Origin of the sequence: Mycobacterium botniense (assembly GCF_010723305.1) — a bacterium.
In the GTDB taxonomy this organism is placed as follows: Bacteria; Actinomycetota; Actinomycetes; order Mycobacteriales; family Mycobacteriaceae; genus Mycobacterium; species Mycobacterium botniense.
The window spans coordinates 1,140,710-1,166,104 of sequence record NZ_BLKW01000002.1; the positions used below are offsets into that span (position 1 = coordinate 1,140,710).

The window sequence follows — 25,395 nt, forward strand, 5'->3', positions numbered from 1 at the left end:
CCGCCGTGGTTAAACATCAAGGAAGCGCACATCTTTTGCGTTTCGAGTAATGAAACTCCGCCGGGCATCAACGTCCTCACCCATCAAGATGGAGAACAGTTCATCCGCCGCGGCGGCGTCGTCGAGCGTTACCTGGCGCAGGATCCTGGCGGCCGGGTCCATCGTCGTTTCCCACAGTTCCTTGGCGTCCATCTCACCGAGACCCTTGTAACGCTGGATGCCGTCGTCTTTGTTGATCTTCTTGCCGGCCTTCAACCCTGCTTCCAGCAGGCCGTCGCGTTCCCGGTCGGAGTAAGCGAACTCGGGGTCCGCGCGCTGCCACTTGAGCTTGTACAGCGGCGGTTGTGCAAGAAAAACGTGCCCGTTTTCGATCAGCGGACGCATGAAGCGGAACAGCAAAGTTAACAGTAGGGTCGAGATGTGTTGACCATCGACATCAGCGTCGGCCATCAGGATGATCTTATGATAGCGGAGCTTGGTGATGTCGAACTCGTCGTGGATTCCGGTGCCCAATGCAGTGATGATCGCCTGGACTTCAGTATTTTTCAGCACCCGGTCGATGCGCGCCTTTTCCACGTTGATGATCTTCCCGCGCAACGGAAGGATCGCCTGAAACATCGAGTCGCGGCCGCTTTTGGCTGACCCTCCTGCCGAGTCGCCTTCTACGACATACAGTTCCGAGATACGCGGGTCGGTGGAGCGACAGTCGGCAAGTTTCCCGGGTAAGCCTCCGATGTCGGTAGCCGTTTTGCGGCGCACCAATTCCCGGGCTTTCCGGGCTGCGATCCGGGCCTGCGCTGATGACACGGCCTTGTTGACTACCGTCTTGGCATCGGTCGGGTTGGACTCGAACCAGTGAGTGAGTTGCTCGTTGCAGACCTTCTGCACGAACGACTTGACCTCGGTATTACCCAGCTTGGTTTTTGTCTGCCCTTCGAACTGAGGCTCAGCAACCTTGACCGAGATGACCGCGGCGAGCCCCTCTCGGATGTCGTCACCGGTCAGGTTTGGGTCTTTGTCTTTCAACAGCTTACGGTCTTTGGCATATTTATTGACCACTGATGTGAGAGCGGCGCGAAAGCCCTCTTCGTGAGTGCCGCCCTCGTGGGTATTGATGGTATTGGCGAAGGTATGCACTGATTCTGAGTAACCAGCGTTCCACTGCATCGCCACTTCGACTTCGCAGCCGGGTCCTTTACCAGAGAACGCCACGATACTGTTGTGGATCGGGTTCTTGGTTCGGTTGATGTGCTTGACGAAGTCGACCAGCCCCCCCGGATAATGAAACGTACGATGCTTAACCTTTTGCGGGGCAATCGATTCAGCCGCCTGTTCTTCTGCCGATTTGGGCGCTTCCGCAACGTCGCTGACGACTTCGTCGACCACGTCGTGTTGCGTAACCCGCTCGTCGGTCAGGGTAATCGTGAGCCCCTTGTTAAGAAATGCCATCTCTTGGAGCCGGCGCGCGACTGTCTCGAAGTTGTATTCCGTCGTCTCGAAAATGGTGGGGTCGGGCCAAAATCGGACAGTTGTGCCAGTTTTTTTGGTCTTCGCTCCTTGTTTGAGCGTCCCGGGAACCGAACGGTCGTAGAATTGCGACCATTCATAGCCGTCTCGGCAGATCTCGACTTCCATCCGGGTGGACAGCGCATTGACCACCGAGACGCCCACACCATGTAGCCCGCCAGATATTGCGTAGGCTTCAGAATCGAATTTTCCACCGGCGTGCAACTGGGTCATCACCACATCGACCGTGGGGATCCCTGAGGCGTGCATGGCAACCGGAATGCCGCGGCCATCGTCTTTGACTTCAACCCCGCCATCTGCCAGCAACCGAACCTCAACCCTGGTCGCGTATCCGGCCATGGCCTCATCGACGGCGTTGTCGACGACTTCCCAAATCAGATGATGAAGACCACGTTCGCCGGTGGACCCGATGTACATGCCCGGGCGTTTGCGGACAGCTTCGAGGCCTTCGAGAATCGTGATGGATTCGGCGCCGTATTCGTCTTGTGCCTTCTTGTTCGGGGCAGCCACGGTCGGAATGCTCTCCTCGGGGTTGTATGCGAGCGGTCCAATCACCGCAGCAATCGCTCCGTCCAGTCTACCGGCATCGGCGGACAGCACCCGTTTTCTGGGGGTGTTTCCGGCTGGCTGGGCGCGTCGTGAGATCGTTATCGGCAACTGAGGTGGGTCCTACCGCTTGCCGCGGGCATGAACGGATTTTCGGTGCCTCTCAGGCCCGGCTGTTAACCATACGTGTCACGGGGTCCTCGGCCAGCGATGTGCAAAGGTCCCTTTCGCCACGACGGTGCTGTTGGGCCCGTGATCTTCAAGGCCTTCACCACGCCGGTCCCGGCAACGGCACTGATCTTTGCCAGCAATTGACGGTGCATCATTCGCAGCTGCGTCGCCCAGGCTGTTGAGTCAGCCGTGATGTTGAGCACTCCGTCGCGCAATGCGGTCGGATTGGCGTGTTCGGCGATGTGCTCGCCCACGATCACGGCCCATTGTCCCACCACAATGCCTTCTGTGACGCGTGTCGACCAACCGCGTTTTCTCGTGAGCTCGCGTACAGCGGCACCGAGCCGTTGTGGATCGCGAGAATCGGGTCCCGGCCCCGACCAGCCACGCTGACGCCCCCTGCCCGCGACTCGGCGCCCAGCCGAAACGACTTCACTACCACCAATACCTTTGCCGCGCGTGCTCGCTGCTGTGCGCACCTGATTGAGTGCACGTTTCACCAAGTCCATATCCGCTGACCGAGGTAGCTCCGAAGGAATTTTCGGTCTTTTGCGTTCAGTCATCGGCGTATCACCGACACGTGACCAGTGTCATCATGGCGTAACCCGATCATGACCCGCCGGGCATTTTCGGTAACCGGAACATGCTCCGCCAGGGCAGCGGTCATCAAGACTTGTTCTGCCGATGCGGTGACAGCAGACAGCGCATGTCGCCGCGCTGTGTCTAGTTCGGCGAAGACATCGTCAAGCAGCAACACCGGCTCAGCGCCTTCGCTTCGCAATAACTGGTAAGCGGCCAACCGCAACGCCAACGCCATCGACCATGTCTCACCATGGCTGGCAAAGCTTTTCGCCGGCTCATCACCTAACTGTAACTCCAAATCATCGCGGTGGGGCCCTACCAGACAGACTCCACGTTCAAGTTCTGCGCCACGATGTTCGGCCACAGCAGCCAAGAAGCTGTGTTGTATGTCGTCCATGTCCGTCGCCTCATCGGGGGAAATTTTCACACTGGGCCGATAACGTATCGACATCGGATGCGAGCCGGGCGCCAGGACGGCATAGGCTTTTACCACCTCGGGCGCCAGTTTGTTCACCAAATCGATTCGTGCGCTAATCAACTCTGCGCCGTAGGTCGCCAACCGGCTATCCCACACCGTAAGAGTGTCCAGCGCCGCCCGATCCGGGCGGTGCCGCGGCGCTGATAACGTCTTCAACAGAGCTGTGCGCTGGCGCAAAACTCTGTCGTAATCAGCGCGTACAGCAGCAAAAGCCGGGCGCCGGACGGTTGCCAAGTCGTCCAGGTAACGGCGACGGTCTGCCGGCTGGCCGCGTACCAAGGCTAAATCTTCAGGAGCAAACAACACCGCCCGAACAACACCGACGACATCACGAATAGTGCGCACCGGTGAACGATTCAATCGCGCTTTATTCGCCCGACCGGGATTGATTTCAACGTCGACTATGCATTCCCTCCCCTCATGTACCACAATCGCTGAGATCACCGCTCGCATCAGGCCTTTGCGAATTAATGGCAAATCCGTTGTCACGCGGTGTGAACTCAGTGTCGATAAATACCATAATGCTTCGATCAAATTCGTCTTACCATAACCATTAGGACCTTCGAACACGGTCTGACCGGGCTGTAGTTGCAGATCGACGTGTGCCCACGACCGAAAATCACGGAGTACCAGCTGCCGGATGTACACCTATTCACGTGACCTGGTTGCTAACTGATGCCACTTCACGACCCGGATAACGAGCACCAATCTTCTGTTCACCGTCATTCGATCCACAAAGTTAACACAATGCCGAAAAGGTTCATCGTGCCGCTCCGATCACGGTTTCACCTTCTCAACCTGGTAAGCGCACTGGCATTAATAAATACGTATAGTCGGTGGGTACGGCGGAGTAAGGCCCTGGACCCTGGATCTGGGTGTCTTCCTCCAAAGCCGGCCGTAATACCGCTGGCTTATTGGCGGTTGTGAAACATAGTGACACCCGCTCGGAATGCAGTGCCGCTAATCCGTCGATAAGGTATGTCGGATTAAACGCAATCGTCAACGGGTCACCGGCGAACGACACCGATAGATCCTCCTCGGCCCGCCCGACGTCATCAGCGCCGGCAGCGAGCTGCAATACGTCATCGCGAAATTCCATCCGCACCTGTGCGCCCCGGTCGGCTACCAGGGCCACACGTTTAATCGCCTCGGTGAGTTCCGAGACGCTCATCGTCGCCACAGCCGTATGTTCTACCGGTAGGAGCTGTCGGAACTTGGGGAACTCCACATCGAGCAACCGGGTAGTACTCCGTTTACCGTCACCAGCGATACCCAGAAGCCCGTCTTTCCCGATACCAGGTCCCGTCCCCAACGCGAGATGTATCTCACCACCGTCGCCCCCACCCTTGGCAACGTCCACCAAGGTTTTCGCCGGTACCAAAACCGCTGCCTCCACGTCCGGTACCACCGGTGACCACGTTAACTCCCGAACCGCGAGCCGAAACCGATCAGTAGCAGCTAAAACAAGTTTCGCACCGAAGATCTCGACACGAATCCCGGTCAGCATAGCCAATGTGTCGTCGCGGCCGGCCGCGACGGCCACCTGGTTGATTGCTTCGACGAACACGTCCGCCGGCAGTGTTCCGGTCTTGTCGGGCAACGCCGGCAGTGTCGGGTAATCCTCAACTGCCATCGTCGGCAACGAAAACCTGGCGTTCCCGCATGTCAACAATACACGGGTGCCGTCGGCGGAAAACTCGACAGGCTTCTCGGGCAGAGCCCGGGTAATATCCGACAAAAGCCGCCCGGAAACCAAAACAGTTCCGGGAGAAGCAATTTCAGCGGGAACGTGAGCTTCGGCGGAGACCTCGTAGTCAAAGCCGGAGATCGTCAGTCCGTCATCGGAACCGGTTAACAAGATGCCGGCGAGAACTGGCACCGTCGGCCGAGAAGGCAAGTTCTTTGCCACCCATGCGACTGCCTCGGCGAAGGTGTCTCGGACGAGACGAAACTTCAAATCAGTGGAGCCCACAGTGGTTGTGGCCACGTTCATAGCGTCCCTTCATTACTTCAGAACAACACGGTGGGATCTCGGGGCCGCTGGGTGCCGAACACTTGTGGCCCTGCATCCGCCAGGACAGCCGTGACGGCAGTCGAACAATCACGGTAGAGCGTCTGGCGCAAAGTGAAAAGGCTAGTCGACGGCGGCCGCCATGCACCAGTGACCGAGCAGGCCGTTCGGGACGGTTTTCCCCGACAGCTGTGATGAGAACAGATGAGGAAGATGATCCAGCAGTAGTAGTAAGGCTTGTGAAGGTTGGGGACAAGCTCGTTTTGTGCTGGTGAGGGAGGAGCAGCGGTGGGGATAGAGCCGTGGACAGCTGTGTGCGGTGGTGCCAACCGTGGGGATAATGCCCGAGCTGGGGATGGGGAGAGCTGGCGGTGGGGATCAACTGAGCAGGTTGTGCACAGACTATCCACAGCGTTCACCGATGGGGAAGGTCAGCGTTTCGACCGTTGACGGATCCGGGTCGTGAGTTCCTTGACTTGGTCGAACACCTCGCGCCGCTCAGCCATCTCCGAGAGTATTTTGCGTTGGGCGTACATGACGGTTGTGTGATCGCGGCCGAACGCTTGGCCGATTTTCGGCAGCGAGAGGTCGGTGAGTTCACGGCAGAGGTACATTGCGATCTGCCGCGATTGGGCGAGGGCTCGGGTTTTACCGGGGCCACGCAATTCTTCAACTGTGGTGTCGAAGTATTCCGCGGTCGCAGCCATGATCGTTGCGGCACTGATTTGCATCGTGCTGGCGTCGGCGATCAGGTCGCGGAGGACAATCTCTGCCAAGGATTTGTCGATCGCCGTTTTGTTCAGGGAAGCGAACGCGGTGACCCGGATCAGCGCACCCTCGAGTTCACGGATGTTGCGTTCAATGCTGCTGGCGATCAGTTCGAGGACGTCGTCGGGTACCGCTAGCCGTTCCATTTGTGCTTTTTTACGGAGGATCGCGATACGTGTCTCTAGCTCGGGTGGTTGTACGTCGGTGATCAACCCCCATTCGAACCGGGTTCGTAAACGATCTTCGAGCGTCGCCAGTTGCTTGGGCGGCCGGTCAGACGAGATGACGATCTGCTTGTTGGCGTTGTGCAATGTGTTGAAAGTGTGGAAGAACTCTTCTTGGATACCTTCTTTTCCCTCGATGAACTGGATATCGTCGACAAGAAGGACGTCGACGTCGCGGTAGCTTCGTTTGAACGCTACTTTACGGTCATCCCGAAGCGAGTTAATGAAGTCGTTGGTGAATTCTTCAGTCGAGACATATTTTACTCTCATACCTGGGAAAAGGCGCTGAGTATAATTTCCCGCGGCGTGCAGGAGATGGGTTTTACCTAATCCAGATTCACCCCAAATAAACAAGGGATTGTAAGCCCGTGCCGGGGCCTCGGCAATAGCCAAAGCTGCTGCGTGTGCGAACCGATTGGAGGCACCGATGACGAACGTATCGAATGTGTACCGGCGATTTAAACTGGTTCCGCTGCCGGTTGATGATTCATCAGTAAGTGGGCGCTCGATAAAGTAATTGGGCCAGTTCGCCTGCGCACTGGCAAGAGCTTCGCCGTCTTCATCGACTTCGTCAATGTCGGGGCCGACGATGTCAGGTTCGGTACCGGCGTTGTCATCGATCTGGTTGCTCGCAGGTGGTGCGATGCGGACCCCGAGTTGGATTTCGTGCCCAAGACGTCGGCTGAGGGCTTCAGTTATTTGAACCCGCAGATGACGTTCGATCTCGTTCTGCACGAAACTGCTCGGAACCGACAGAAGAGCAAAGCCTTCGACAATGGTGAGCGGCTGAACAAGGTTGAGCCAGGCTCTTTGCTGTGGGGTTAGTGGGGGAGTGCGCGGCTGGTTGTCATCAGCGGCATCAGCGGGATGGGACTCACCGTTGAGTTCTGAAACAACCGCGTTCCAGACCAGTGCGAAGTTTGTGCTGGGATCCTCAGTCAACGACGGATCCCCCTCATTCCGTGTCGAACTGGAAGCACCCCGAGCGACGGGGAACTGTCCACATACTTATCCACAGGTGTGGACAGGACAGTTGTCATCACGCCGCCAGCTCCGGTGATGGTTGACGCAATCGGCGCTCCAGGCAGCCGCCGGAGGTTGTTCTGCAGTGAGAGCCGACGCGCCATTGTCGCTTCGTTGCCGGGCGCCGTTCCACCCTGAAACGGCATTGCCTGAAGCTAACAGTTTTCTGTGCGCATGGCCAACCGTTCGGCAACATTGGGGTGAGTGCGAGGGTGACCTGAGGGGCAGGTGCGCGGAGATCGGATGGGCCGGCCGGGTGAAAGAGTTGATCGACGGATTGTTTGTGTGGAGGGCAAGTTTGACCAGGCGAAGGTGGGTCAGTACCCTCGAACAGTCGCCCGAACGGTGGCGATCCAGCTGCGACCCGGGTAAGCCACACGGGGACCGCGCTGGGTACCCGCGAGATGGTGGGCTGCGCAGGCTCACCGAGGACTTTTACGGATCATCGTTTCCGGTCGATAGGGCTTTACGGCGTGAGCGGCTGGACTGCGATATGAAGTAGAGCGAGGAGTGAGCCGTGGCGAAGGGCAAGAGGACTTTCCAGCCAAACAACCGGCGCCGTGCCCGGGTGCATGGTTTTCGGCTGCGGATGCGCACCCGTGCCGGACGTGCGATCGTGTCCAACAGACGCCGTAAGGGACGTCGACTGCTGACTGTGTGATCTGGGTACGGGTATTGTCGCGGTGCTTCCGGCACGTAACCGCATGAAGCGGTCGACGGAGTTCGACAACACCGTGCGATTCGGGATCCGGGCGGTACAGCCGGACCTCGTGATTCATGCACACCGGGGAGTTGACGAGACCGGTCCACGGGTCGGCGTGGTGGTCACCAAAGCGGTAGGTTCAGCGGTGGAGCGGCACCGTGTGGCGCGGCGGTTGCGGCATGTGGCACGCCGTCTGCTGACCGATATGGATCGGCGTGAGCTAGTGGTAATCCGGGCGTTAGCAAGTAGCCGGTGCGCGACGTCGACGAGACTGGAAGAGCAGCTGAAAGCGGGGTTGCGTCGTATTCACGAACGAACAAGGACCGGTCGATGAACACGGCATCACGGTGGGCGGCGCGGCTTCGGAATGCACGAACTGCGCCGGTGCGCGGTGTGATTGCCACGATTCAGCTGTACCGGCACATGATCTCGCCATTACGGTTGCCCACATGCCGCTTTATGCCGACCTGTAGTCAATATGCGGTTGAAGCCCTGAACACCTATGGGTTAGTACGGGGCGGTTGGTTGGCTATCATTCGACTCAGCAAATGCGGACCGTGGCATCGTGGCGGATGGGATCCCGTACCTGAACCCGATAGCAGAAGGGAAAACGTTGCGCAGTGCATCCGCTGCCACCGTGGCACGGCAAACGTAGGAGAGAGTGAGTCTTTTGTTTGATTGGTTCAGCCTCGACATCGTCTACTACCCGGTGTCGGCGATCATGTGGCTTTGGTATAAAGCATTTGGATTCTTGCTCGGGCCGTCGAATTTTTTCGCGTGGGCACTCGCTGTTATGTTCCTGGTTTTCACGTTGCGCGCGTTACTTTACCGGCCATTTGTACGCCAAATCCGTACCACGCGCCAAATGCAGGAACTGCAGCCACAAATTAGGGCATTACAGAAAAAATATGGCAAAGATCGTCAGCGGATGGCGCTGGAGATGCAAAAGCTTCAACGCGAACATGGTTTCAATCCCGTTCTGGGGTGTTTACCGATGCTCGCGCAGATCCCGGTGTTCCTGGGGCTCTATCACGTGTTGCGGTCGTTTAATCGCACCACGGGAGGGTTCGGACAACCACACCTGTCGGTCGCCGATAACCGTGCAACCGGGAACTACGTGTTCAGTCCCACCGACGTGGCGCATTTTTTGGATGCCAACTTATTTGGTGCGCCCATTGGTGCGTTCATGACCCAGCGCACCGGATTGGACGCGTTTACGCATTTCAGCCGGCCCGCGGTGATCGCGGTCGGTACGCCCGTGATGATCTTGGCGGGTATTGCGACCTACTTCAACAGCCGTGCGTCGATTGCGCGGCAGAGCCCCGAAGCAGCGGCGAATCCCCAGACGGCTTTGATGAACAGGCTGGCGCTGTATGTGTTCCCGCTGGGCGTGGTTGTCGGCGGTCCTTTTCTGCCGCTGGCGATTATTTTGTACTGGTTTTCGAATAACATCTGGACTTTCGGTCAGCAGCATTACGTGTTCAGGATGATCGAAAGGGAAGAAGAGGCGAAAAAGGAAGAGGCGCTCCAACGACGAGCCGCGAGCGCGCCGGCACCGGGAGCGAAACCAAAAAGGTCAGCGAAAACAGCGGCAACCAGTGGTGATGGTGGGGCAGAGATAACCAGCGATGAGGTGCAGGCAGATCCTGCGGCCACGGAGTTGAGCGGGCAACACCAACCGGGAAAACCGTCGCAGATGCGGTCGGGCAGGGACGGTGGGGCGGGACGCGGCGGGGGTTCGGTCGAGCGTTCGCCGCGCCCGGGCGGACGCTCGAGACGACGGAGACATTGAGGGGGTACTTCGTCAGCGATGGTCGATGGGACCAGGTGGTGCGATCCGGGCGGGGCGCCGCCGTGGAACGGCGAGGTAGAGACGGTAGGCGGGGTACGAAGCTGGGGGCACGGGAAAGATAGGCCGCGATAGAGGAGAGATAGGCATGAGGGACGCCGAGACGACCGAGTGCGACAACCCCACAGACAGTCGTGAGGAAAAGCTGGTGGACCATGGGAGGCCGGCAAGTTCGGCGAGCACCGGGATAGACGACGTAGAAGAGCGGTTGGTGGCCGAGGGGGAAATAGCCGGCGACTATCTCGAGGAGTTGCTGGACTTGTTGGACTTTGACGGCGACATCGATCTGGACGTCGAGGGTGACCGTGCGGTGGTGAGCATCGATGGCAGCGCGGATTTGAATAAGCTGGTCGGGCGCAGGGGGGAAGTGCTCGACGCGTTACAGGAATTGACACGCTTGGCAGTGCAGCAAAAAACGGGCGTGCGGAGTCGGTTGATGCTCGACATTGCGAGCTGGCGGCGGCGACGGCGAGACGAGTTGTCAGCGTTGGGAAGCAAGGTGGCGCGACGGGTGCTGGAAACGGGTCAGCGGGAGGAACTGGCGCCGATGACACCGTTCGAGCGGAAGATCATCCACGACGCGGTTGCGGCGATGCGTGGGGTGCGCAGCGAAAGCGAAGGTGTCGAACCGTCACGGCGGGTCGTGATTCTGCGCGACTGATGCGGTAACCGGGGTCCAGGCCAGTGAGTCTGGCGTACGGGGCCGCCACAGAGTGGAGGACTGTTTCACGTGAAACATGTCGCGGTCGGTGCGCTGCCGGAAGCGGCAAAAGTGGTGTTTGGATCGCGACTGGATATCGCCGAGAAGTACGCGACGATGGTGGCCGGCGCGGGAGTGGAGCGGGGAATTCTCGGTCCTCGGGAAGCGAGTCGCATCTGGGATCGTCACGTCCTGAACAGTGCGGCGGTGGCGGAAGTGCTCGCCCAGGGTGCGCGGGTGGTGGACATCGGGAGCGGCGCTGGGTTGCCCGGTGTGCCGCTCGCAATCGCCCGCCCAGATCTGCAGATGGTGCTTCTCGAACCGCTGTTGCGACGAAGCGAGTTTTTGAATGAAGTCGTTGACGAACTCAGGTTGCCAGTGCAGGTCGTGCGGGGCCGGGCCGAAGAAGACCACATCCGGGAAATGATCGGCGAGATGGATGCGACAGTCTCACGGGCGGTGGCCGGCCTGGACCGGCTGGCAATGTGGAGCGTGCCACTTCTGCGGCCGGGCGGGCTGCTGGTTGCAATTAAAGGAGAGCGTGCCGCGGAGGAAGTGCAGCGGTATCGGCGTGTGATGAACGATTTGGGCGCAGTTGATGTCAGGGTAGTGAGGTGTGGCGTGAACTACTTACGTCCTCCCGCCACCGTCGTGCTGGCACGACGGGGGAGGCGCGTACAACGGAGGCATATGCGGACGGGCAGCAGGCGACCGCGATGAGTTCGCCACCAGATCCCCCGGCGATGACACCCGGGCATGGATCGCGGCCGGCATCGTCGGCGCCATACGCATCTCCGGTGCCGGTGTCGCATCCACCGGGATTGACCGGGCCGCCCAGGCCCGATGTTTCACGTGAAACCTCCGACGAATTCGATACCCCGATCGGCGCGGAGGCAGAGCGCGCAATGCAGGTTTTGCATACCGCGCACGGCCGACTCCCACGCCCCCGAAACCGGCGCCTCTTCACCATCGCGAACCAAAAAGGCGGCGTCGGTAAAACAACAACAGCCGTCAACCTCGCAGCCGCGCTCGCCATTCAGGGACTTAAAACCTTGGTCATCGACCTGGACCCGCAAGGTAACGCCAGTACGGCGCTCGGTATCACGGAACGGCATTCCGGCACCCCCTCTTCTTACGAGATGCTGCTGGGTGAAATTCGGTTGCACACGGCACTACGGCGCAGCCCGCACAATGAGCGGTTGTTCTGTGTACCGGCCACCATCGATCTCGCCGGGGCGGAGATCGAGCTGGTGAGTATGGTGGCCCGGGAAAACCGGCTCCGTACCGCACTGGCCGAGCTGGACCGGTTTGATTTCGACTACGTGTTCATCGACTGTCCCCCATCGCTTGGGTTACTGACCATCAACGCACTCGTCGCCGCACCCGAGGTTTTGATCCCCATCCAATGCGAGTACTACGCCCTCGAGGGGGTCTCGCAGTTGATGAGCAACATCGAGATGGTGAAGGCCCACCTGAACCCCACGCTCGAGGTGACGACTGTCATCCTCACCATGTACGACGGCCGCACGAAACTCGCGGACCAGGTCGCCGATGAAGTGCGACGCTATTTCGGCAGCAAAGTTTTACGCACCGTCATCCCGCGCAGTGTCAAGGTGTCGGAGGCACCGGGATACAGCATGACCATCATCGATTACGATCCCGGTTCCCGCGGTGCCATGAGCTACCTCGACGCGAGTCGCGAACTCGCCGAACGCGATCAACCACCATCCGCAAAGGGGCAACCATGACTCAGCCGTTACGCAGGAAAGGCGGCCTCGGCCGGGGCCTGGCTTCCCTGATCCCTACCGGACCATCTGACAGCACCTCCCCGCAGCTGGGACCGCGGATGGGGGATGCTGCAGCCGATGTCGTCCTGGGTAAGCCGGTTCCGGAGACGGGTATGGGCGCAGTGTATCGGGAGATCGACCCGGCAGCGATCGAGCCGAATCCCCGCCAGCCGCGACAGGTGTTCGACGAGGAGGCCCACGCTGAACTGGTGCACTCGATCCGCGAGTTCGGGCTGCTGCAGCCGATCGTCGTGCGCGCCCTAGACGGGTCCCACAATTCCCACAATGGCACGCGCTATCAGATTGTGATGGGGGAGCGGCGCTGGCGCGCAGCGCAAGAGGCAGGGCTGAGCACGATCCCGGCCATTGTGCGCGAGACGGGTGACGACAACCTGCTACGCGACGCTTTGCTGGAAAACATCCACCGGGTCCAGCTCAACCCGTTGGAAGAGGCAGCGGCCTACCAGCAGCTGCTCGACGAATTTGGCGTGACCCATGATGAACTGGCCGCTCGCCTCGGACGGTCCCGCCCGGTGATCACCAACATGATCCGGTTACTGCGGCTGCCGCTCACCGTACAACGGCGGGTGGCCGCCGGAATCTTGTCGGCGGGTCACGCCCGAGCGTTGCTGTCCTTGGAAGCCGGTCCAGAGGCACAAGAAGAGCTGGCAGCGCGGATTGTCGCCGAAGGGCTCTCGGTGCGCGCCACAGAGGAAGCCGTGATGCTGGCCAACCGTGGTGGCGCGTCGACACCGACGCCGCCACGGCGCAAGCCCATCCAGATGCCGGGGCTGCAGGACGTTGCCGAGCGGTTGTCGGCGGCGCTTGACACCCGGGTCACGGTCAGCCTCGGCAAACGCAAAGGCCGGATAGTCGTCGAGTTCGGCTCGGTGGACGATTTGCAACGCATTGTCGACCTGGTCAACGGACTAAAACCCTGATCCAGAGACACCACGTCGTTACGTCACTGTGACATTACCGCCCCCGGTAGCCGGAAAGCCGGTTGCAGGAGGCTCTGCCGCACGTAGAAATCAATTGTGGATCAACAGTTTTCGGCCCAGAACCCGGATCGGGTACGGGAATAGCCGGAACAAGGGTCCGATCACCGGCGCAGTGGCCGGGCGGCCGGGATCCCTTTTATCCTTATAGGGGTTGCTGGGAGCAGGTTCGCCAGGCCGGGACGCCAGCCCGGGGCGTCCGGAGCTGGCCAGCTGCGGTAAAGTCGGCACGCGCCGAAGCCAGGAGTCTAGTGTCCGTCCACATCCAACCGCTACGGCTTGAAGCTTTTGAGCAACTTCCCAAACATGCACGCCGGTGTGTCTTCTGGGAGGTGGATCCCGCCACCCTCGGTGCAGAGGATCATCTCACCGACCCGGAGTTTGAGAAGGAAGCCTGGCTGTCAATGGTCATGCTGGAATGGGGTTCGTGCGGCCAGGTGGCTCGCATGATCCGGGCCGGTGATGCCGACGATGAGGGCGGGGAGCGGCCTTGCGTTGGTTATGTCCTTTACGCGCCGCCCCGCACGGTGCCGAGGGCGCATCGCATGCCGACCGCTCCCGTTTCCGCTGATGCCATCCTGCTCACGTCGATGGGTATCGAACCCGGGCACACCACCGACGACCTGCGCCGAAGTCTGATCACCCGTGTGGTTGACGAATTAGTGCGGCGCGGTGTCCGCGCTTTGGAGGCTTTCGGGCGCACGCCGGCAACCGCCGAACTGCAAGACCCGCGGATGATCGATCCCGCCATGCGGCCCGTGGTGGAATGTCTCGGCGACTGCTCCGTGGAGCATTGTGTGATTGATGCGGAATTCTTGCGCGATGTGGGGTTTGTGGTGGTCGCACCCCACCAGTATTTCCCGCGGCTGCGGCTCGAGTTAGATAAAGGCCTTGGATGGAAGGCTGAGGTGGAGGCCGCCCTGGAACGGTTGCTGGAAAACGCACAGTTGGAGCACGCGGTGCCAGCGGGTGGGTCGCTGGTTGACCAGTGAGCCGCTAAGGACCGCTGAGCCGGCTCGTCTGCTCCGCCGATAACTCGTGGGCAAGCAGCTCAGCGAAGGTAAACGTGCCGGTGGGTCGATCATTCTTGCCGAGCAGGTAAAGCCGCTTGACCGCGGCCAGGATACCTTCGGCGATGGCATCCCGAGTTTGCGCAGTAACCAGCATTGCCCGGTCGTTGGGGTTGCTGATATAGCCGACATCAACCTGAACGGTGGGCATCCGGGTCAGGCGCAACAGATCCCAGGTCCGGCCGTGAGTACGGCAATCGCGTAAACCGGTGCGGGCCACAATTTCCCGTTGAATAAAGTCCGCGAGATTGCGGCCGATGGTGGACACCGAACCGTGCGAATTGCCGAAGTAAAACGAGGCCACACCATTCGCGGCCGGGGTTGGCTGGGTGGCACAGCGCAGACTGATCATCAGATCTGCACCGACCGCGTTCGCGGTGCCCGCGCGTTCGGCGTCGGTTGGGCTGCTGTGAATCGGCCTGGACAGGAACGTTTCCATGCCGATGGCGGTCATTCGGCCTTCAAGACGGCTTGCCAAGTCCCACAGGAGCTCTGCCTCACTGATCGGTCCGGCGGGCCCCTGCATCACCAGACCGTGATCGGCGCCGCCGCGGCCGGGGTCGATGATGATCCGCTTGCCGGATAGCTTTGGACCGGACCGGCGGACCAGCTCTTCTTCACGAATAGCGTGCGGCGAACCGCCCGTGACCCGTGAGCTGAGAAAGTATAAGGAGCGCAGCGTCTCTGGGCCACAGATCCCATCGGCGTACAGCCCGTACTCGCGCTGGTAGGACATCAACGCGTTGTGGGTTTGCAACCCGAAATAGCCGTCCACCAGGCCGGTATAAAAGCCGAGATCTTGCAGCCGGGCTTGCAGCGTGGCGACATCGTCACCGTACATGGGGGCGCCGAATTGGTGATAGAGCGTGCGGGCACCGAGACGGTACGAGGCTTCTTTCAAGGCGCGGTAAGTCGCTTCTCCGACGATGCCGTCGACAAGCAGTCCCCGATGCTGCTGGAACGCCCGCACCGCCCGATCCAGCTCCTCGTCGAAAACATCGAGTGCGACGTGTTTGCCGGTGGCGAGGTCTTCGTCAGGATTGTCCAGCAGACCTAAGGCTGCCAGCTTAGCCCGAATCTCGGTGACCGCCGGACCGCGGTCACCGAGCCGCAGCACCTCGCTCTCTTCGCGGCGGGGACTCGACATCACAGGCCTTCCGGGAACCACAGACACCGCCGCCGGTGCAAGGCGGCTACGCGGTATTGTCGCAGACCCTGATCGACTGCGGGATAACGCGTGGCGACGGAGAGGGTAACTAGACGAGGTCGGGAACGGCGTCGGACAGTTCTCGCAGCAACGCGGCCTTCCCCTTGGCGCCCACGATCCGTTTCACCGGCTGACCGTCTTTGAACAAGATCAAGGTCGGGATCGATACCACCTGAAAATTGCGCGCTGTTTCGGGGTTAGCGTCCACGTCCAGCTTGGCGACCGTCAGTTGCCCGGCTTTTTCGGCGGCGATCTCCTCCAGAACCGGTGCCACCATCCGGCACGGACCGCACCACGTCGCCCAGAAGTCGACGAGTACCGGTTTGGTGCTGGACAAGACCTCGGTGGCGAAGGAGGAGTCCGAAACTTCTTTGGGGGTGTTGGCCGCGCTGGTCATCGCTGTGCTCCAATCAAGGTGTCGGTACCGTCGGTGTCGGCAGGTATGTGTGCGTGTTCGGCCAGCCAGCGTTCGGCGTCGATGGCGGCGGCGCAACCGCTGCCGGCGGCGGTGACGGCCTGCCGGTAGGTGCGGTCCACCAGGTCGCCGGCGGCGAACACACCGTCGAGGGAAGTGTGGGTGGTGCGTCCCTGGACCAGCACATAGCCGTCGGGGTCTAAGTCGATGATGCCGCGCACCAGCTGTGAGCGCGGCTCGTGACCGATGGCGATGAACACTCCGCTGACTGCCAGCGTGGTGTGGGCACCGGTGCGGGTATCACGCAACTGCAATCCGGTCACACGGGTATCACCGTGCACGGCGAGCACCACATGGTTGGTCATAAACCGAATCGTGTCGTTGTGGCGGGCGCGATCCAGCATGATTTTCGACGCCCGGAACTGCTCACGGCGATGCACGATGGTGACGCTGCGGGCAAACCGGGTCAAAAACAGCGCCTCTTCCATCGCCGAATCCCCACCGCCGATCACCGCGACATCTTGATCACGAAAGAAAACCCGTCACAGGTGGCACACGAACTAACCCCGCGGCCCAAAACTCCTGCTCACCGGGCACATCCAAATACCGCGCCGCCGCGCCCATCGCTAAAATCACCGCCCGCGCCTGATAACGGCCCTCGGCAGTCACCACCGATTTCACCGGCCCCTGCAGCGAGACCTCCTCCACATCTTCCATCCGCAAATCCGCACCAAACCGCAGCGCCTGCTCGCGCATCTCCTCCATCAACTGCGGCCCGGTGATCCCCTCCCGAAACCCCGGATAGTTCTCCACCTCCGTCGTGGTCATCAGCGCACCACCAAACGACGTCCCCTCAAACACCAGCGGCGCCAACTGCGCACGCGCCGCATACAACGCCGCCGTATACCCGCGCCAACCATACAAGCCTCTCCGGTATGCACCGCAGTGCCAGTGTCTACAGACGTCTACCAACACCAGCGTGGGTACTGCTGTTCCCACGACCTCCGGTCAGACGTCTGCCAACACCAAGCCTAAGGGCCGCTCATCCGGTGAACCCCTCAGGGCGGGCGACCCAGGTGCTGGCCAACAACTGTGTATCTGCTGCATTGCAGTGCGATGCCACCACCAGCACCGCGAGGCGGTCGGGTTTATCCGCTGGCAGCACCAGCAGCACGCCGGAACGCCCGTTGATCTCGATCGGCCGGGCGCCGAATACCTGGGTAGACGTGGCATAACCGAGGCCGTTGAGACACGACGCGCGGTGTGCGGGGGTGCTCAGCGCACCGTAGTCGGGTGTGCGGTGGAGCAGGGCCAGGATTTCTGCCTCGGAGAGCGGAATGGCCGGGGGCGAGACCGTGATGTACTGGGCGGTCGCCGGTGTGCTGGGGGTGGGGGCCGGTGCCCGCAGCAGCGCCGCTGTTCCCAGCACGACCACGGCGGTGAGCGCCCCCAGGCCGGCCATCGCGGCGAGCACCTTCGCCGGGAAGGGACGCGGCCGGGCGGCATGGACCGCATTGTGGGGGACGCATGCTGCGGAAACATTCGAGCAGCGCAAGACCGCGATGCCCGCCAGCGCTCTCCGGATCGCTGCGATCGGATAGCTGCGCCCGGACCCGCGTGCCGCCGCTGCGGCAGCGTCGTGACGATGGTTCGACCGTGGATCCTCAGGACGCGCCTCGGCCATCGAGGTGCCGGACGTCGCCCGGTCTGGTTGCTCCACCGGATCGGACTCGGTATGCCTCATCCGCCCCAGTGTCCGTCATACCCAGCCGGGCCGCCATCCACAGCTCAGGTAACGGCACGTGTCAATCGACGGGATTTGCCGGGCTGTGCGGATCACCCGGGGGCTCGCCGGGGCGGGTGTCGAGGGAGCCGAGAACCGCTGCGAGCCGGGCCCGGGCCCGGGCACATCGACTCTTGACGGTGCCCTCGGCCACCCCAAGCATCCGGGCGGTGTCGGCGATCGAGTAGCCCTGCATATCGACGGCGACGACGGCCGCGCGCTGCTCGACGGGCAGACCCATCAGTGCCTGCTGCACCACGATCGCAGTATCGACCTGAGCGGTTCGGTCGGGCACCGGGTGCACGTCTTCCAGGGCGGCAGTTGGGCGTGTCTTGTTGCGGCGCAACCGATCTAAACAGGCGTTGACCACGATGCGGTGCAGCCAGCTGCTGACCGCAGCATCGTGGCGAAAAGAACGCGCACCGCGATGCGCGGAGAGCATCGCGTCCTGTACCGCATCGGCGGCATCCTCCGGATTGCGGCTGGTGAGCTGGGCGAGCCGGTGAAGCCGACGTTTATGACGGTGAAATAACTCTTCGAACGCATAAGGGTCACCGGCAACGTGGGCGGCAAGCAGCTCGGCGTCACTGCGGTGCAGCCGGTTGCCGGTCCTGAAACCCACGGCCGGACAGTAACCAATCAAGCGGCCTGCGGCACTTCACCCCTGCGCGTTCCTCTGCACCCGGGCGCGCCGGCGCGGGGACGCGAGGGGGGCTAGTGGTGAATCAGGAAGCGGCCCGCACGGTGACCTCGGAGACGTCGGCGCGGCTTTTACCGCCGGTATTTCCCAGCGTGGAGATCCACACCAGCAGATTCGAGGTGGGCGCGGATGTTTTCACCGGGATGTCGTTGTGTCCGGGGTGCAACGGTACCGGCGGGGTCAGCGGTGTGGTGTCGTCGAGTTTGACCGGTGTCGCCGTTGCCGACGAGCGAATCTGCACGACGGTGCCGGTGCTGGAGATGTCGATCGCAACAGCGCCGACGACCGTCGGCTGCGGCAGCTGCAACAACAGCCCGACGCCGCTTTTGAAGCCGGGGAACGGCACGGCGTCGTTGTAGGTGTCGGTCGCCCATACCGTGGCGGGATCACCGTCGATTGCCAACCCGGCCTGGCTGGGGTTGTCGGGGTCACCACCCGGCGAGAACACCGTTGCCCGCACGGGTTTAACGATGCTCCCAGCCGGCGCTGAACGGCTGGCAGACGCCGACGCGGTTGTGGAAGGCGTGTTGAGGCCCAGTCTGGCTTTGTCGAGTCCGCCGCCGACATCACCGAAGATGCGGCTGAGCACCGAGGCCAGCACCAGCAACGCCACCGCGATGATCGCCAGTGCGGCACCAATGCCGATGAGCAGGTTCCGGCGGCGCCGGGCGCGGACCTCCTCGTCGACGGGTGCCGCGTGGTAGAAGGGATCGGGCAGCGACACCGGATCGTTGATCGGGCCCAACACCTCGGTGCGGTCGGCGACGACGGCCGCCTGCTGCAGGAGATTCAAAAGCGTTGAGGCGCTGCGTATCCCGCCGTCCTGCTGGACTGACCGGACGGCGATTGCCGAGATCTGGAACGGGATATCGGGGTCGATCACGCACGGATCGAGGGGCTGCCCGGTGGCATCACGCTCAGCCGGCGCCAACCCGCTGCGCACACCCGATTCGGGCAGCGGCCACCGGTTGACCAAAAGTGCATACAGGGTGGCGCCGATTCCGCGGATGTCGTCTTGCGGATTGGCATCGGGCATGGTTGCCGGGTAGGCCAGCACCACATCGCCGTCGATGCTCACCCGCACCCGGCTGGGGTGATCGAGTGACAGCGCCACGCCCAATCGGTGCGCGGCGTCAGCGGCCGCGGCCAACGACTGCATCGCCCGTACGGCGCCGACTGGGGACGGCGCGGTGTCGGCGACTTCTTGTAACGAACCGCCGCGGACCCACTCAGCAACCACTAAACCGCCTGCGCCGGTGCGCACGACGTCGAGCACTCGGGCAATACCGGGCGTGTGGATGCGGCTCAGCCGCAACGTACGGGACAGGATTTCCTGCCGTTCCTCGTCAGGTAGTGCTCCATCCGGGTCCACGAAGGTCAGCGCGACCTGCCGGTCTAAAGCCGTGTCCAGCGCTTGCCAGAACTGCAGGGGAGGTGCACCGCCGTGAAAGACCAACAGCCGGTAACGTCCCCCGGCCACCCGGGCGCCAGGAACCAGGTGGACCACGTCCTGAGGCGCCGACGAAGGTGCACTCTGTTCCCACGGGGTCTCCCGCGGACGCGGCTCGGGGAGTGGATTGTCCGAGAAGCGGGCGCTGGACTCATCGGGCCGGTGCAGCGCCGACCGCGGCAGCTCGGTGTCCGACGTGGCGCTCGGTGAGGCGGTGTCGGATGGGTGATCGGTCACCTCCGGTCCTTTCCCTACAGCCGCCCCGGCTACCTTTCCTCTCGGGTCCCGGATCGGCTCCGGGACCGCATATCCCCTTGGCGTTAACGGATTCCTGTGCTTAGGGTACGTGAACCCACTGCGGACGGGTGGTCGAACGGTGGGGGCTGTTTTGCTGCGGGCCGCCCTCAGTCGGGTGCGCCCGGGCATGTGATGTCCGAAGGGCATGAACCCTGCCCGCCGCTTCGCGTGTGGTCGACCGTGTCCGCGGGTGATCCATCGGCTGACAACATCCAGTGCAGCGTGTGCCTCCGGCAGCTGCGCGCGCAGCATGACCGCCGCCATGACCGGCAGCATCACCGCGGTGAGCGCGAAAAGCCGCAGTAGCGAGCCAACTCCGCCGCTGTGGGTTGTCAGCACAGCCAGTCCGAGCAACCAATCCGACACACGGGCGATCAGAGCGGCCGACAGCGAGGCCGCGAGGGTCACCAGAATGGTTCGCACTTCCGTGACGCCGACCAGGTGCCCGCCAGCTGGCCGCAACGTGCGCCGCAGCAGGTAGTAGCCGACGATCGCACCGGCCAGGAACCCGAGACCGTTGGCAAATCCGAGATAACCGGCGACCAACGCACGGTCATCGGTGAGGTGGGGCGCCAGTACCGACGCGACGACCTTCACGGTGGTGATGACGACGATGATCGCGATCGGCGTCCAGGGCTGCTCTCGTGCGTAAAAGACGCGCAGCTGAAGTAACACCAGCGCATAAGGGATCAGTGTGAACGCCGATAACGAGATCGCCGCACCCAGATACCCTGCGTCGACGTCGCCGAAATGACCGTAGGCGAACAGTGCGCTGCCGATTGCCGGGCCGCCGACGGTCATGACCGCCACCGTGGGAATCAGCGTGATCATGGTCAGACGCGTGGCCAGCGAGAGATCGGCGAGCACGGCTGCGGTGTCATCGGCGGCCGCATTGCGGCTTAGCCGCGGCATAACCACGGTCAATACCGTCACCCCGACGATGCCGAACGGCAGCATCAACACCAGCCAGGTGTAGTAGTAGATCGCGGGACCCGACGCTGCTGCGGTACTGGCGATCTGGTTGGTCACCACGAGACCGAGCTGGCTGATCAGTACGTAAAGCACCATGGCGGCCGCCATGGCGCCGAAGCGTTTGAGCCGTTGATCGATTCCCCACAGTGGGCGCAGGCTGACGTGTTGGCGTCGCAAAGCCACCAGCAGCACCGCGGTCTGGGCGATCACCCCTGACGTGGTGCCAATCCCCAGTACCAGCAGCTTGTGGTTGCCCATCCGCACCGGGTCTACCGACAGCTCTCCGGGTACTAACACGTAGAGGCCGAGGGTCGCGATCGCGACAACGTTATTGACCACCGGCGCCCAAGCCGGCGGGCCGAACACGTTCCGGGTGTTCAGGATCGCCATGAACACCGACGACAGGCCATAGAAAATCACTTGTGGTAACAACAGGTAGGCGAACGCGGTAGTGAGCGGTTCGTTGACCTGAGGAGTGTGCCCGAGCATCAGGCGCACCAGCAGCGGTGCAGCGCACACCGACAGCACAGTGGCCGCTAGCAGCACGCTGGTGGCCAGTGTGACGAGACGCCGCACGAACGCCGCGCCACGATCGGGGTCGTTCTGCTCGGCGCGGGCCAGCACCGGGACGAAGATCGCTGTGAATGTCGCCTCCAGCACCAGCGCCGCGACGAGGTTGGGCAACTGGTTGGCGACCGAGAAGGCACTCGATAGTGCAGCCCCCAAGATCGCCGCCAGCAACACGATTCGAGCGAATCCGGTGATCCGGCTGACCAGGGTTGCCAACGCCATACCCCACGAACGCGACACCACAGCGGCGTCTGAGAGCTCAAACCTGGACTGCGACGCCGCGTGCGCGGAGCGCGGCAGCGCCGTCGCCTGTGATGGAGTGTGCGGCGGGAGCAATGGCGGCACACGCCGGCCCGCGGGTGTCATACTCGGTGCTCTTCGTCCATGCGGTTATCGATGTCATCAGGCAGGCCGGCGCCTGTCGCCACGGGCGGTTCCGGGCGGTCGAAATCGGCGCGATCCGGTTGACCCCGGAAGCGGTGCCAGAGCCGACGGCCCGCCAGTGCGATCAGCACCCCGGCGGCGGTCAGTGTGATCGCAAACAGCACCTTGCCGTAGGCGTTGGAGTGTACCGACAAGCGGACCGGCTCTCCGAGCGGCAAACCATCCGGGGTGTGCAGGGACACGTCCACGGCCACCCGTTGAGTGAAGTTCACCTCGATGGGGACGCGGAGCGGCAGATACCCGGGAGGCAACTCGATCTCCCCGATGTCGGTCACCGTCATGCCGGGTGGCGCGTCGACATTCAGCCGCACCCGGATCGGAACAGCCAGGCCGTTATGCAGCGCGAGCGGCAGCGGACTGTGTTCAGTGGCCAGGGTGTAGGAGCCACCGGGATTGACGATCGTCACCGCTGCGAACAGATCACCGATGGTGTCGCCGACAATCGCCAAGCGCTGCTGAGCCAGCTCGTTGCGGATATCGGGGGGCTCGGACTGGCTGAGCGCTCTCAGCATGTCCTCACGCAACGGTGCGGTGTACTGGGCGCCAGTCAGTCCGGTGCGGGGGTCGGCGGTCAGCGCCGAGGTCAGGCCCCACAGTCGGCCCACCTGAAAGGCGACCTGGCTAACGATGTCATCGGTGAATCGCCCGCGCACATCGGGATCGGGGCCCACCGGCTGAGGTGCTCCGGTGACCGCCTCGGCGTGCGCGATCACTGCTGGCAGCGGTCTCGGCACCGCCAAACCTGAGCGAATTGTGGTTGCCAAGGTGGTGAGGATGGCCTGCGCGTCGTCGGCCTGCAAACTCCACGACGCCGGCGGCATTAAGATCTGGGTGCGCGGCGCCACCCCTGGTTGCAGGCTGCGCCATAACATCGACCCCAAAGCATCCTGACGACGAGCGATGCTCGAGTCGTGCTGGAGAGGAATCGCCAGTGCGGCGTCGGCATAGGTCGGTATTACCGGCTGGGCGCCCGCGGCTGCCAGTGCTGCGCCGACCGCCGGGTCGAATGGCGCGGTCACGACCTGCGGTGATATTCGCCGCGGCGCGAGGTCAGGGGCGTGATCAGCGGTGGCGCTGGTTGCGGAGGCGCGCTCAGAAAAACCGGCGGCCGCGACGGCCACGGTGGCGCCGTTGGCGCTGAGCAAATCGGTGATCCGGTTGGTCAATGGACCGTCTGCGATCAGGGTGACTCCTCTGGTCGAGGAGGTGCCCAGGATCTTGTCGACGATGTCGCTCGTGTCGCGGGTGGCGATCGCACTCAACCCGGGGTCGTTGATCCGCTGCAATGCGTCAAGATCGGCTTGCGCGTACGGGGTCGACGCGACGCACATTCGGTGCGCGAGGGCGCGTAGCCGGTCTAACCACAGCACCGCGGCGGCTTGCCCGGTGCCCGGGTGGGTGGGGGTGCCGGGCTGTTGGGCGGTACTGTCGGGAGAGTCGGATACCACGTAACCCCCGGTCATCGCGTTGACGGTTACCAGCAGGTCCGGGTCGACGGCTAAGCACAACGAGCGGCCAACCGCGCCGTCGGGGTCCACGTCATGCCGGGTCGCGAACTCGGCGGCGGAAAGCAAAACGTCCAACCGCCCGCCGGGCGCCAGCGAGGTCGCCAACTCGTCGTCAACCAGCCGGACCGGATGGGTGCCACCGGGCACTCCGGGAGCCAGCCGCGGGCGGTCGGCCAGCGGCCACAACATGGTGATCTGGATGGGTTTGGAGGTATCGGGGGCCACCATTGAGGCCAGCGTGTCCGCGGACGACCCGCCATACGGTGGCACCCCCATTACGGGCAGGAGAAACCGGGCATTATCGAGGCGGGCGGGTGCGCCGTAATCGGGTGTCCCGTTGACATTGACGAGAACCGGGTAGACACCGGGTTGTTCGATGGCCAACGACGGCCCGGCTAGCGAGTGCACCGGAGCCGACAAGGTGAAGCCGGCGTGGTGGCCCCGCTGTAGTTCGGCTGCGACGGTGACGAAGTCGGCGATTGGCTCATATTGGTCGGTGGCACCGTCGAGGGCGGAACGCAACCCTGCTGATGACGCGATCGCAGTGGCGCGTTCAAGGCGGACCATCACATCCCGGACTGCGCGGTCGCCGACATTGGTCACCGTCCCGGTGACTGTGATGACGGGCTCGCTGGTGGTGGTGACCACGTCCGGGGTGACTTGATCGACTCGCACCTGAACAAATGACCCGGAACCGGGCTCGCCGGCCGCAACGTGGGGCGCCGTCATGGGTGCCATGAGCAGAGTTCCCAAACCGGCTACGATGCCGGCAACCACGGCGAGGCGCGACACGACCGCCCGCCGGAGCCGCAGCATGGTCACGGGTCTGGACCGTGACCGTTCTTCCGGCCCGGGGCGGGTTTGTCGGGACGGCGATAGCGGGTCCGCGAATGCGTCTGGGGCTGTCGCTGCGGCGCACTGGGCGGCAGCGGGGGTAGCGCGCCCGGGCCGCCGGTCTGCAACTTGTCGATCAATTCATCGGCTACCTCGGCCAGTCGCCGCTCATCGGCGTAGGCCAACCGAGACCGCAGTTCGCAAAGCGGAACCCACGCCACTTCGGTGACCTCCACGTCATCGTCGGACAGCTGGCCACCGGCAAAACGCATCAGATAGTGGTGCACCGTTTTATGCACCCGCCGTCCCTCGGTGACGAACCAGTAGTCAATACTTCCCAGCGCGGCCAATACACTGCCGTGGATTCCGGTTTCTTCCGCGACCTCACGGATCGCGGTCTGCTCGGCGGTCTCACCGAGCTCGATGTGGCCCTTGGGTAATGACCACAACATCCGTCCACGCCGATCAACACGTCCGATCAGAGCCGCAACCTGCTCCTCCCGCGGCCGGTCGATGCCGTCGATAACCAGCCCGCCGGCAGAGGTTTCGTGGACGGTGCGCAGCCGCCGCGACGTGCGCCGCGCCCGGCCTGAAGGCTGCGGCGGCGTCTTACCCGGAGCTTTGGCCGGGGCCTCCGCGACCGCTTGGCTGTTGACGCGTTTGTCGGCGGGATCGGCAGCCCGACGACCGCGGCGCCGACCGCGGCGCCGACGGGCTTTGGCTTGTTCGCCGTCCGACACCCAAGCGATAGTAGCTGGCACGGGTCGGGCCTCCAGGG

21 protein-coding genes and 1 pseudogene are annotated in these 25,395 nt (G+C 62.6%); 9 read left to right on the forward strand and 13 right to left on the reverse strand.

Going from position 1 to position 25,395, the window contains the following annotated elements; genetic code table 11:
• Nucleotides 1-9: 9 nt before the first annotated feature.
• The 5 genes from gyrB to dnaA all read right to left on the reverse strand — a co-directional run bounded on the left by gyrB (nt 10) and on the right by dnaA (nt 7,249).
• Nucleotides 10-2,037: a DNA topoisomerase (ATP-hydrolyzing) subunit B gene (gene gyrB, locus G6N08_RS05405; RefSeq protein WP_163756725.1), complete on the reverse strand. Its 2,028-nt coding sequence runs from the start codon at nt 2,035-2,037 to the stop codon at nt 10-12.
• Nucleotides 2,038-2,249: 212 nt separating this feature from the next.
• Nucleotides 2,250-2,807 carry a DUF721 family protein gene (locus G6N08_RS05410; RefSeq protein ID WP_163755041.1) on the reverse strand — a complete coding sequence of 186 codons (558 nt, stop codon included), beginning with the start codon at nt 2,805-2,807 and terminating at the stop codon, nt 2,250-2,252.
• A complete protein-coding gene (gene recF, locus G6N08_RS05415) occupies nt 2,804-3,952 on the reverse strand; it encodes a DNA replication/repair protein RecF (protein WP_163755043.1) in 1,149 nt (382 codons plus the stop codon). The genes G6N08_RS05410 and recF overlap by 4 nt, the downstream gene beginning before the upstream one ends.
• Before the next feature lie 145 nt (nt 3,953-4,097).
• Nucleotides 4,098-5,297 (reverse strand): DNA polymerase III subunit beta, encoded by a 1,200-nt coding sequence (gene dnaN / locus G6N08_RS05420; protein ID WP_163755045.1) that lies wholly within the window; start codon nt 5,295-5,297, stop codon nt 4,098-4,100.
• A 449-nt stretch (nt 5,298-5,746) separates the two neighbouring features.
• A complete protein-coding gene (gene dnaA, locus G6N08_RS05425; protein ID WP_163755046.1) occupies nt 5,747-7,249 on the reverse strand; it encodes a chromosomal replication initiator protein DnaA in 1,503 nt (500 codons plus the stop codon).
• Between the two features lie 598 nt (nt 7,250-7,847).
• Here dnaA and rpmH point away from each other — a divergent pair.
• The 9 genes from rpmH (at nt 7,848) to G6N08_RS05470 (ending at nt 14,359) form a co-directional block, all read left to right on the forward strand.
• Nucleotides 7,848-7,991 carry a 50S ribosomal protein L34 gene (gene rpmH / locus G6N08_RS05430; RefSeq protein ID WP_163755048.1) on the forward strand — a complete coding sequence of 48 codons (144 nt, stop codon included), beginning with the start codon at nt 7,848-7,850 and terminating at the stop codon, nt 7,989-7,991.
• A gap of 22 nt (nt 7,992-8,013) precedes the next feature.
• Nucleotides 8,014-8,367, forward strand: a complete 354-nt coding sequence (gene rnpA / locus G6N08_RS05435; RefSeq protein ID WP_163755049.1) for a ribonuclease P protein component — start codon at nt 8,014-8,016, stop codon at nt 8,365-8,367.
• Complete coding sequence (gene yidD / locus G6N08_RS05440; protein ID WP_163755051.1) at nt 8,364-8,711, forward strand: membrane protein insertion efficiency factor YidD; 348 nt, start codon at nt 8,364-8,366, stop codon at nt 8,709-8,711. The genes rnpA and yidD overlap by 4 nt, the downstream gene beginning before the upstream one ends.
• Nucleotides 8,695-9,825, forward strand: coding sequence for a membrane protein insertase YidC (yidC, locus tag G6N08_RS05445; RefSeq protein ID WP_163755053.1), 1,131 nt, complete (start codon nt 8,695-8,697; stop codon nt 9,823-9,825). The genes yidD and yidC overlap by 17 nt, the downstream gene beginning before the upstream one ends.
• 145 nt (nt 9,826-9,970) lie before the next feature.
• Nucleotides 9,971-10,543, forward strand: coding sequence for a Jag family protein (locus tag G6N08_RS05450; RefSeq protein WP_163755055.1), 573 nt, complete (start codon nt 9,971-9,973; stop codon nt 10,541-10,543).
• Between the two features lie 60 nt (nt 10,544-10,603).
• Complete coding sequence (gene rsmG / locus G6N08_RS05455; RefSeq protein ID WP_163756729.1) at nt 10,604-11,302, forward strand: 16S rRNA (guanine(527)-N(7))-methyltransferase RsmG; 699 nt, start codon at nt 10,604-10,606, stop codon at nt 11,300-11,302.
• Nucleotides 11,299-12,330 carry a ParA family protein gene (locus G6N08_RS05460; protein WP_246216615.1) on the forward strand — a complete coding sequence of 344 codons (1,032 nt, stop codon included), beginning with the start codon at nt 11,299-11,301 and terminating at the stop codon, nt 12,328-12,330. The genes rsmG and G6N08_RS05460 overlap by 4 nt, the downstream gene beginning before the upstream one ends.
• The gene (locus tag G6N08_RS05465; protein WP_163755058.1) at nt 12,327-13,310 is read left to right on the forward strand and encodes a ParB/RepB/Spo0J family partition protein; all 984 of its coding nucleotides are present in this window, start codon (nt 12,327-12,329) and stop codon (nt 13,308-13,310) included. The genes G6N08_RS05460 and G6N08_RS05465 overlap by 4 nt, the downstream gene beginning before the upstream one ends.
• Nucleotides 13,311-13,618: 308 nt before the next feature.
• On the forward strand, nt 13,619-14,359 hold the full coding sequence (locus G6N08_RS05470) for an acetyltransferase (RefSeq protein WP_163755059.1): 741 nt from the start codon (nt 13,619-13,621) through the stop codon (nt 14,357-14,359).
• Nucleotides 14,360-14,363: 4 nt separating this feature from the next.
• Here the strand turns inward: G6N08_RS05470 and G6N08_RS05475 are convergent, their stop codons facing one another.
• The 8 genes and pseudogenes from G6N08_RS05475 to G6N08_RS05510 all read right to left on the reverse strand — a co-directional run bounded on the left by G6N08_RS05475 (nt 14,364) and on the right by G6N08_RS05510 (nt 25,357).
• Nucleotides 14,364-15,584: an N-acetylmuramoyl-L-alanine amidase gene (locus G6N08_RS05475; protein WP_163755062.1), complete on the reverse strand. Its 1,221-nt coding sequence runs from the start codon at nt 15,582-15,584 to the stop codon at nt 14,364-14,366.
• 109 nt (nt 15,585-15,693) lie between these two features.
• Nucleotides 15,694-16,041 (reverse strand): thioredoxin, encoded by a 348-nt coding sequence (trxA, locus tag G6N08_RS05480; RefSeq protein WP_163755063.1) that lies wholly within the window; start codon nt 16,039-16,041, stop codon nt 15,694-15,696.
• Nucleotides 16,038-17,037: pseudogene (gene trxB, locus G6N08_RS05485) on the reverse strand (thioredoxin-disulfide reductase). The gene trxA and the pseudogene trxB overlap by 4 nt, the downstream one beginning before the upstream one ends.
• A 64-nt stretch (nt 17,038-17,101) precedes the next feature.
• Nucleotides 17,102-17,803: an RsmA family anti-sigma factor gene (locus G6N08_RS05490; protein WP_163755065.1), complete on the reverse strand. Its 702-nt coding sequence runs from the start codon at nt 17,801-17,803 to the stop codon at nt 17,102-17,104.
• 61 nt (nt 17,804-17,864) lie between these two features.
• Nucleotides 17,865-18,464 (reverse strand): RNA polymerase sigma factor SigM, encoded by a 600-nt coding sequence (gene sigM / locus G6N08_RS05495; protein WP_163755067.1) that lies wholly within the window; start codon nt 18,462-18,464, stop codon nt 17,865-17,867.
• A 103-nt stretch (nt 18,465-18,567) separates the two neighbouring features.
• Nucleotides 18,568-22,197: a murein biosynthesis integral membrane protein MurJ gene (gene murJ, locus G6N08_RS05500; protein WP_218033341.1), complete on the reverse strand. Its 3,630-nt coding sequence runs from the start codon at nt 22,195-22,197 to the stop codon at nt 18,568-18,570.
• Nucleotides 22,194-24,605, reverse strand: coding sequence for a hypothetical protein (locus G6N08_RS05505; protein ID WP_163755069.1), 2,412 nt, complete (start codon nt 24,603-24,605; stop codon nt 22,194-22,196). The genes murJ and G6N08_RS05505 overlap by 4 nt, the downstream gene beginning before the upstream one ends.
• Nucleotides 24,602-25,357: an NUDIX hydrolase gene (locus G6N08_RS05510; RefSeq protein ID WP_163755071.1), complete on the reverse strand. Its 756-nt coding sequence runs from the start codon at nt 25,355-25,357 to the stop codon at nt 24,602-24,604. The genes G6N08_RS05505 and G6N08_RS05510 overlap by 4 nt, the downstream gene beginning before the upstream one ends.
• Nucleotides 25,358-25,395: the final 38 nt, after the last annotated feature.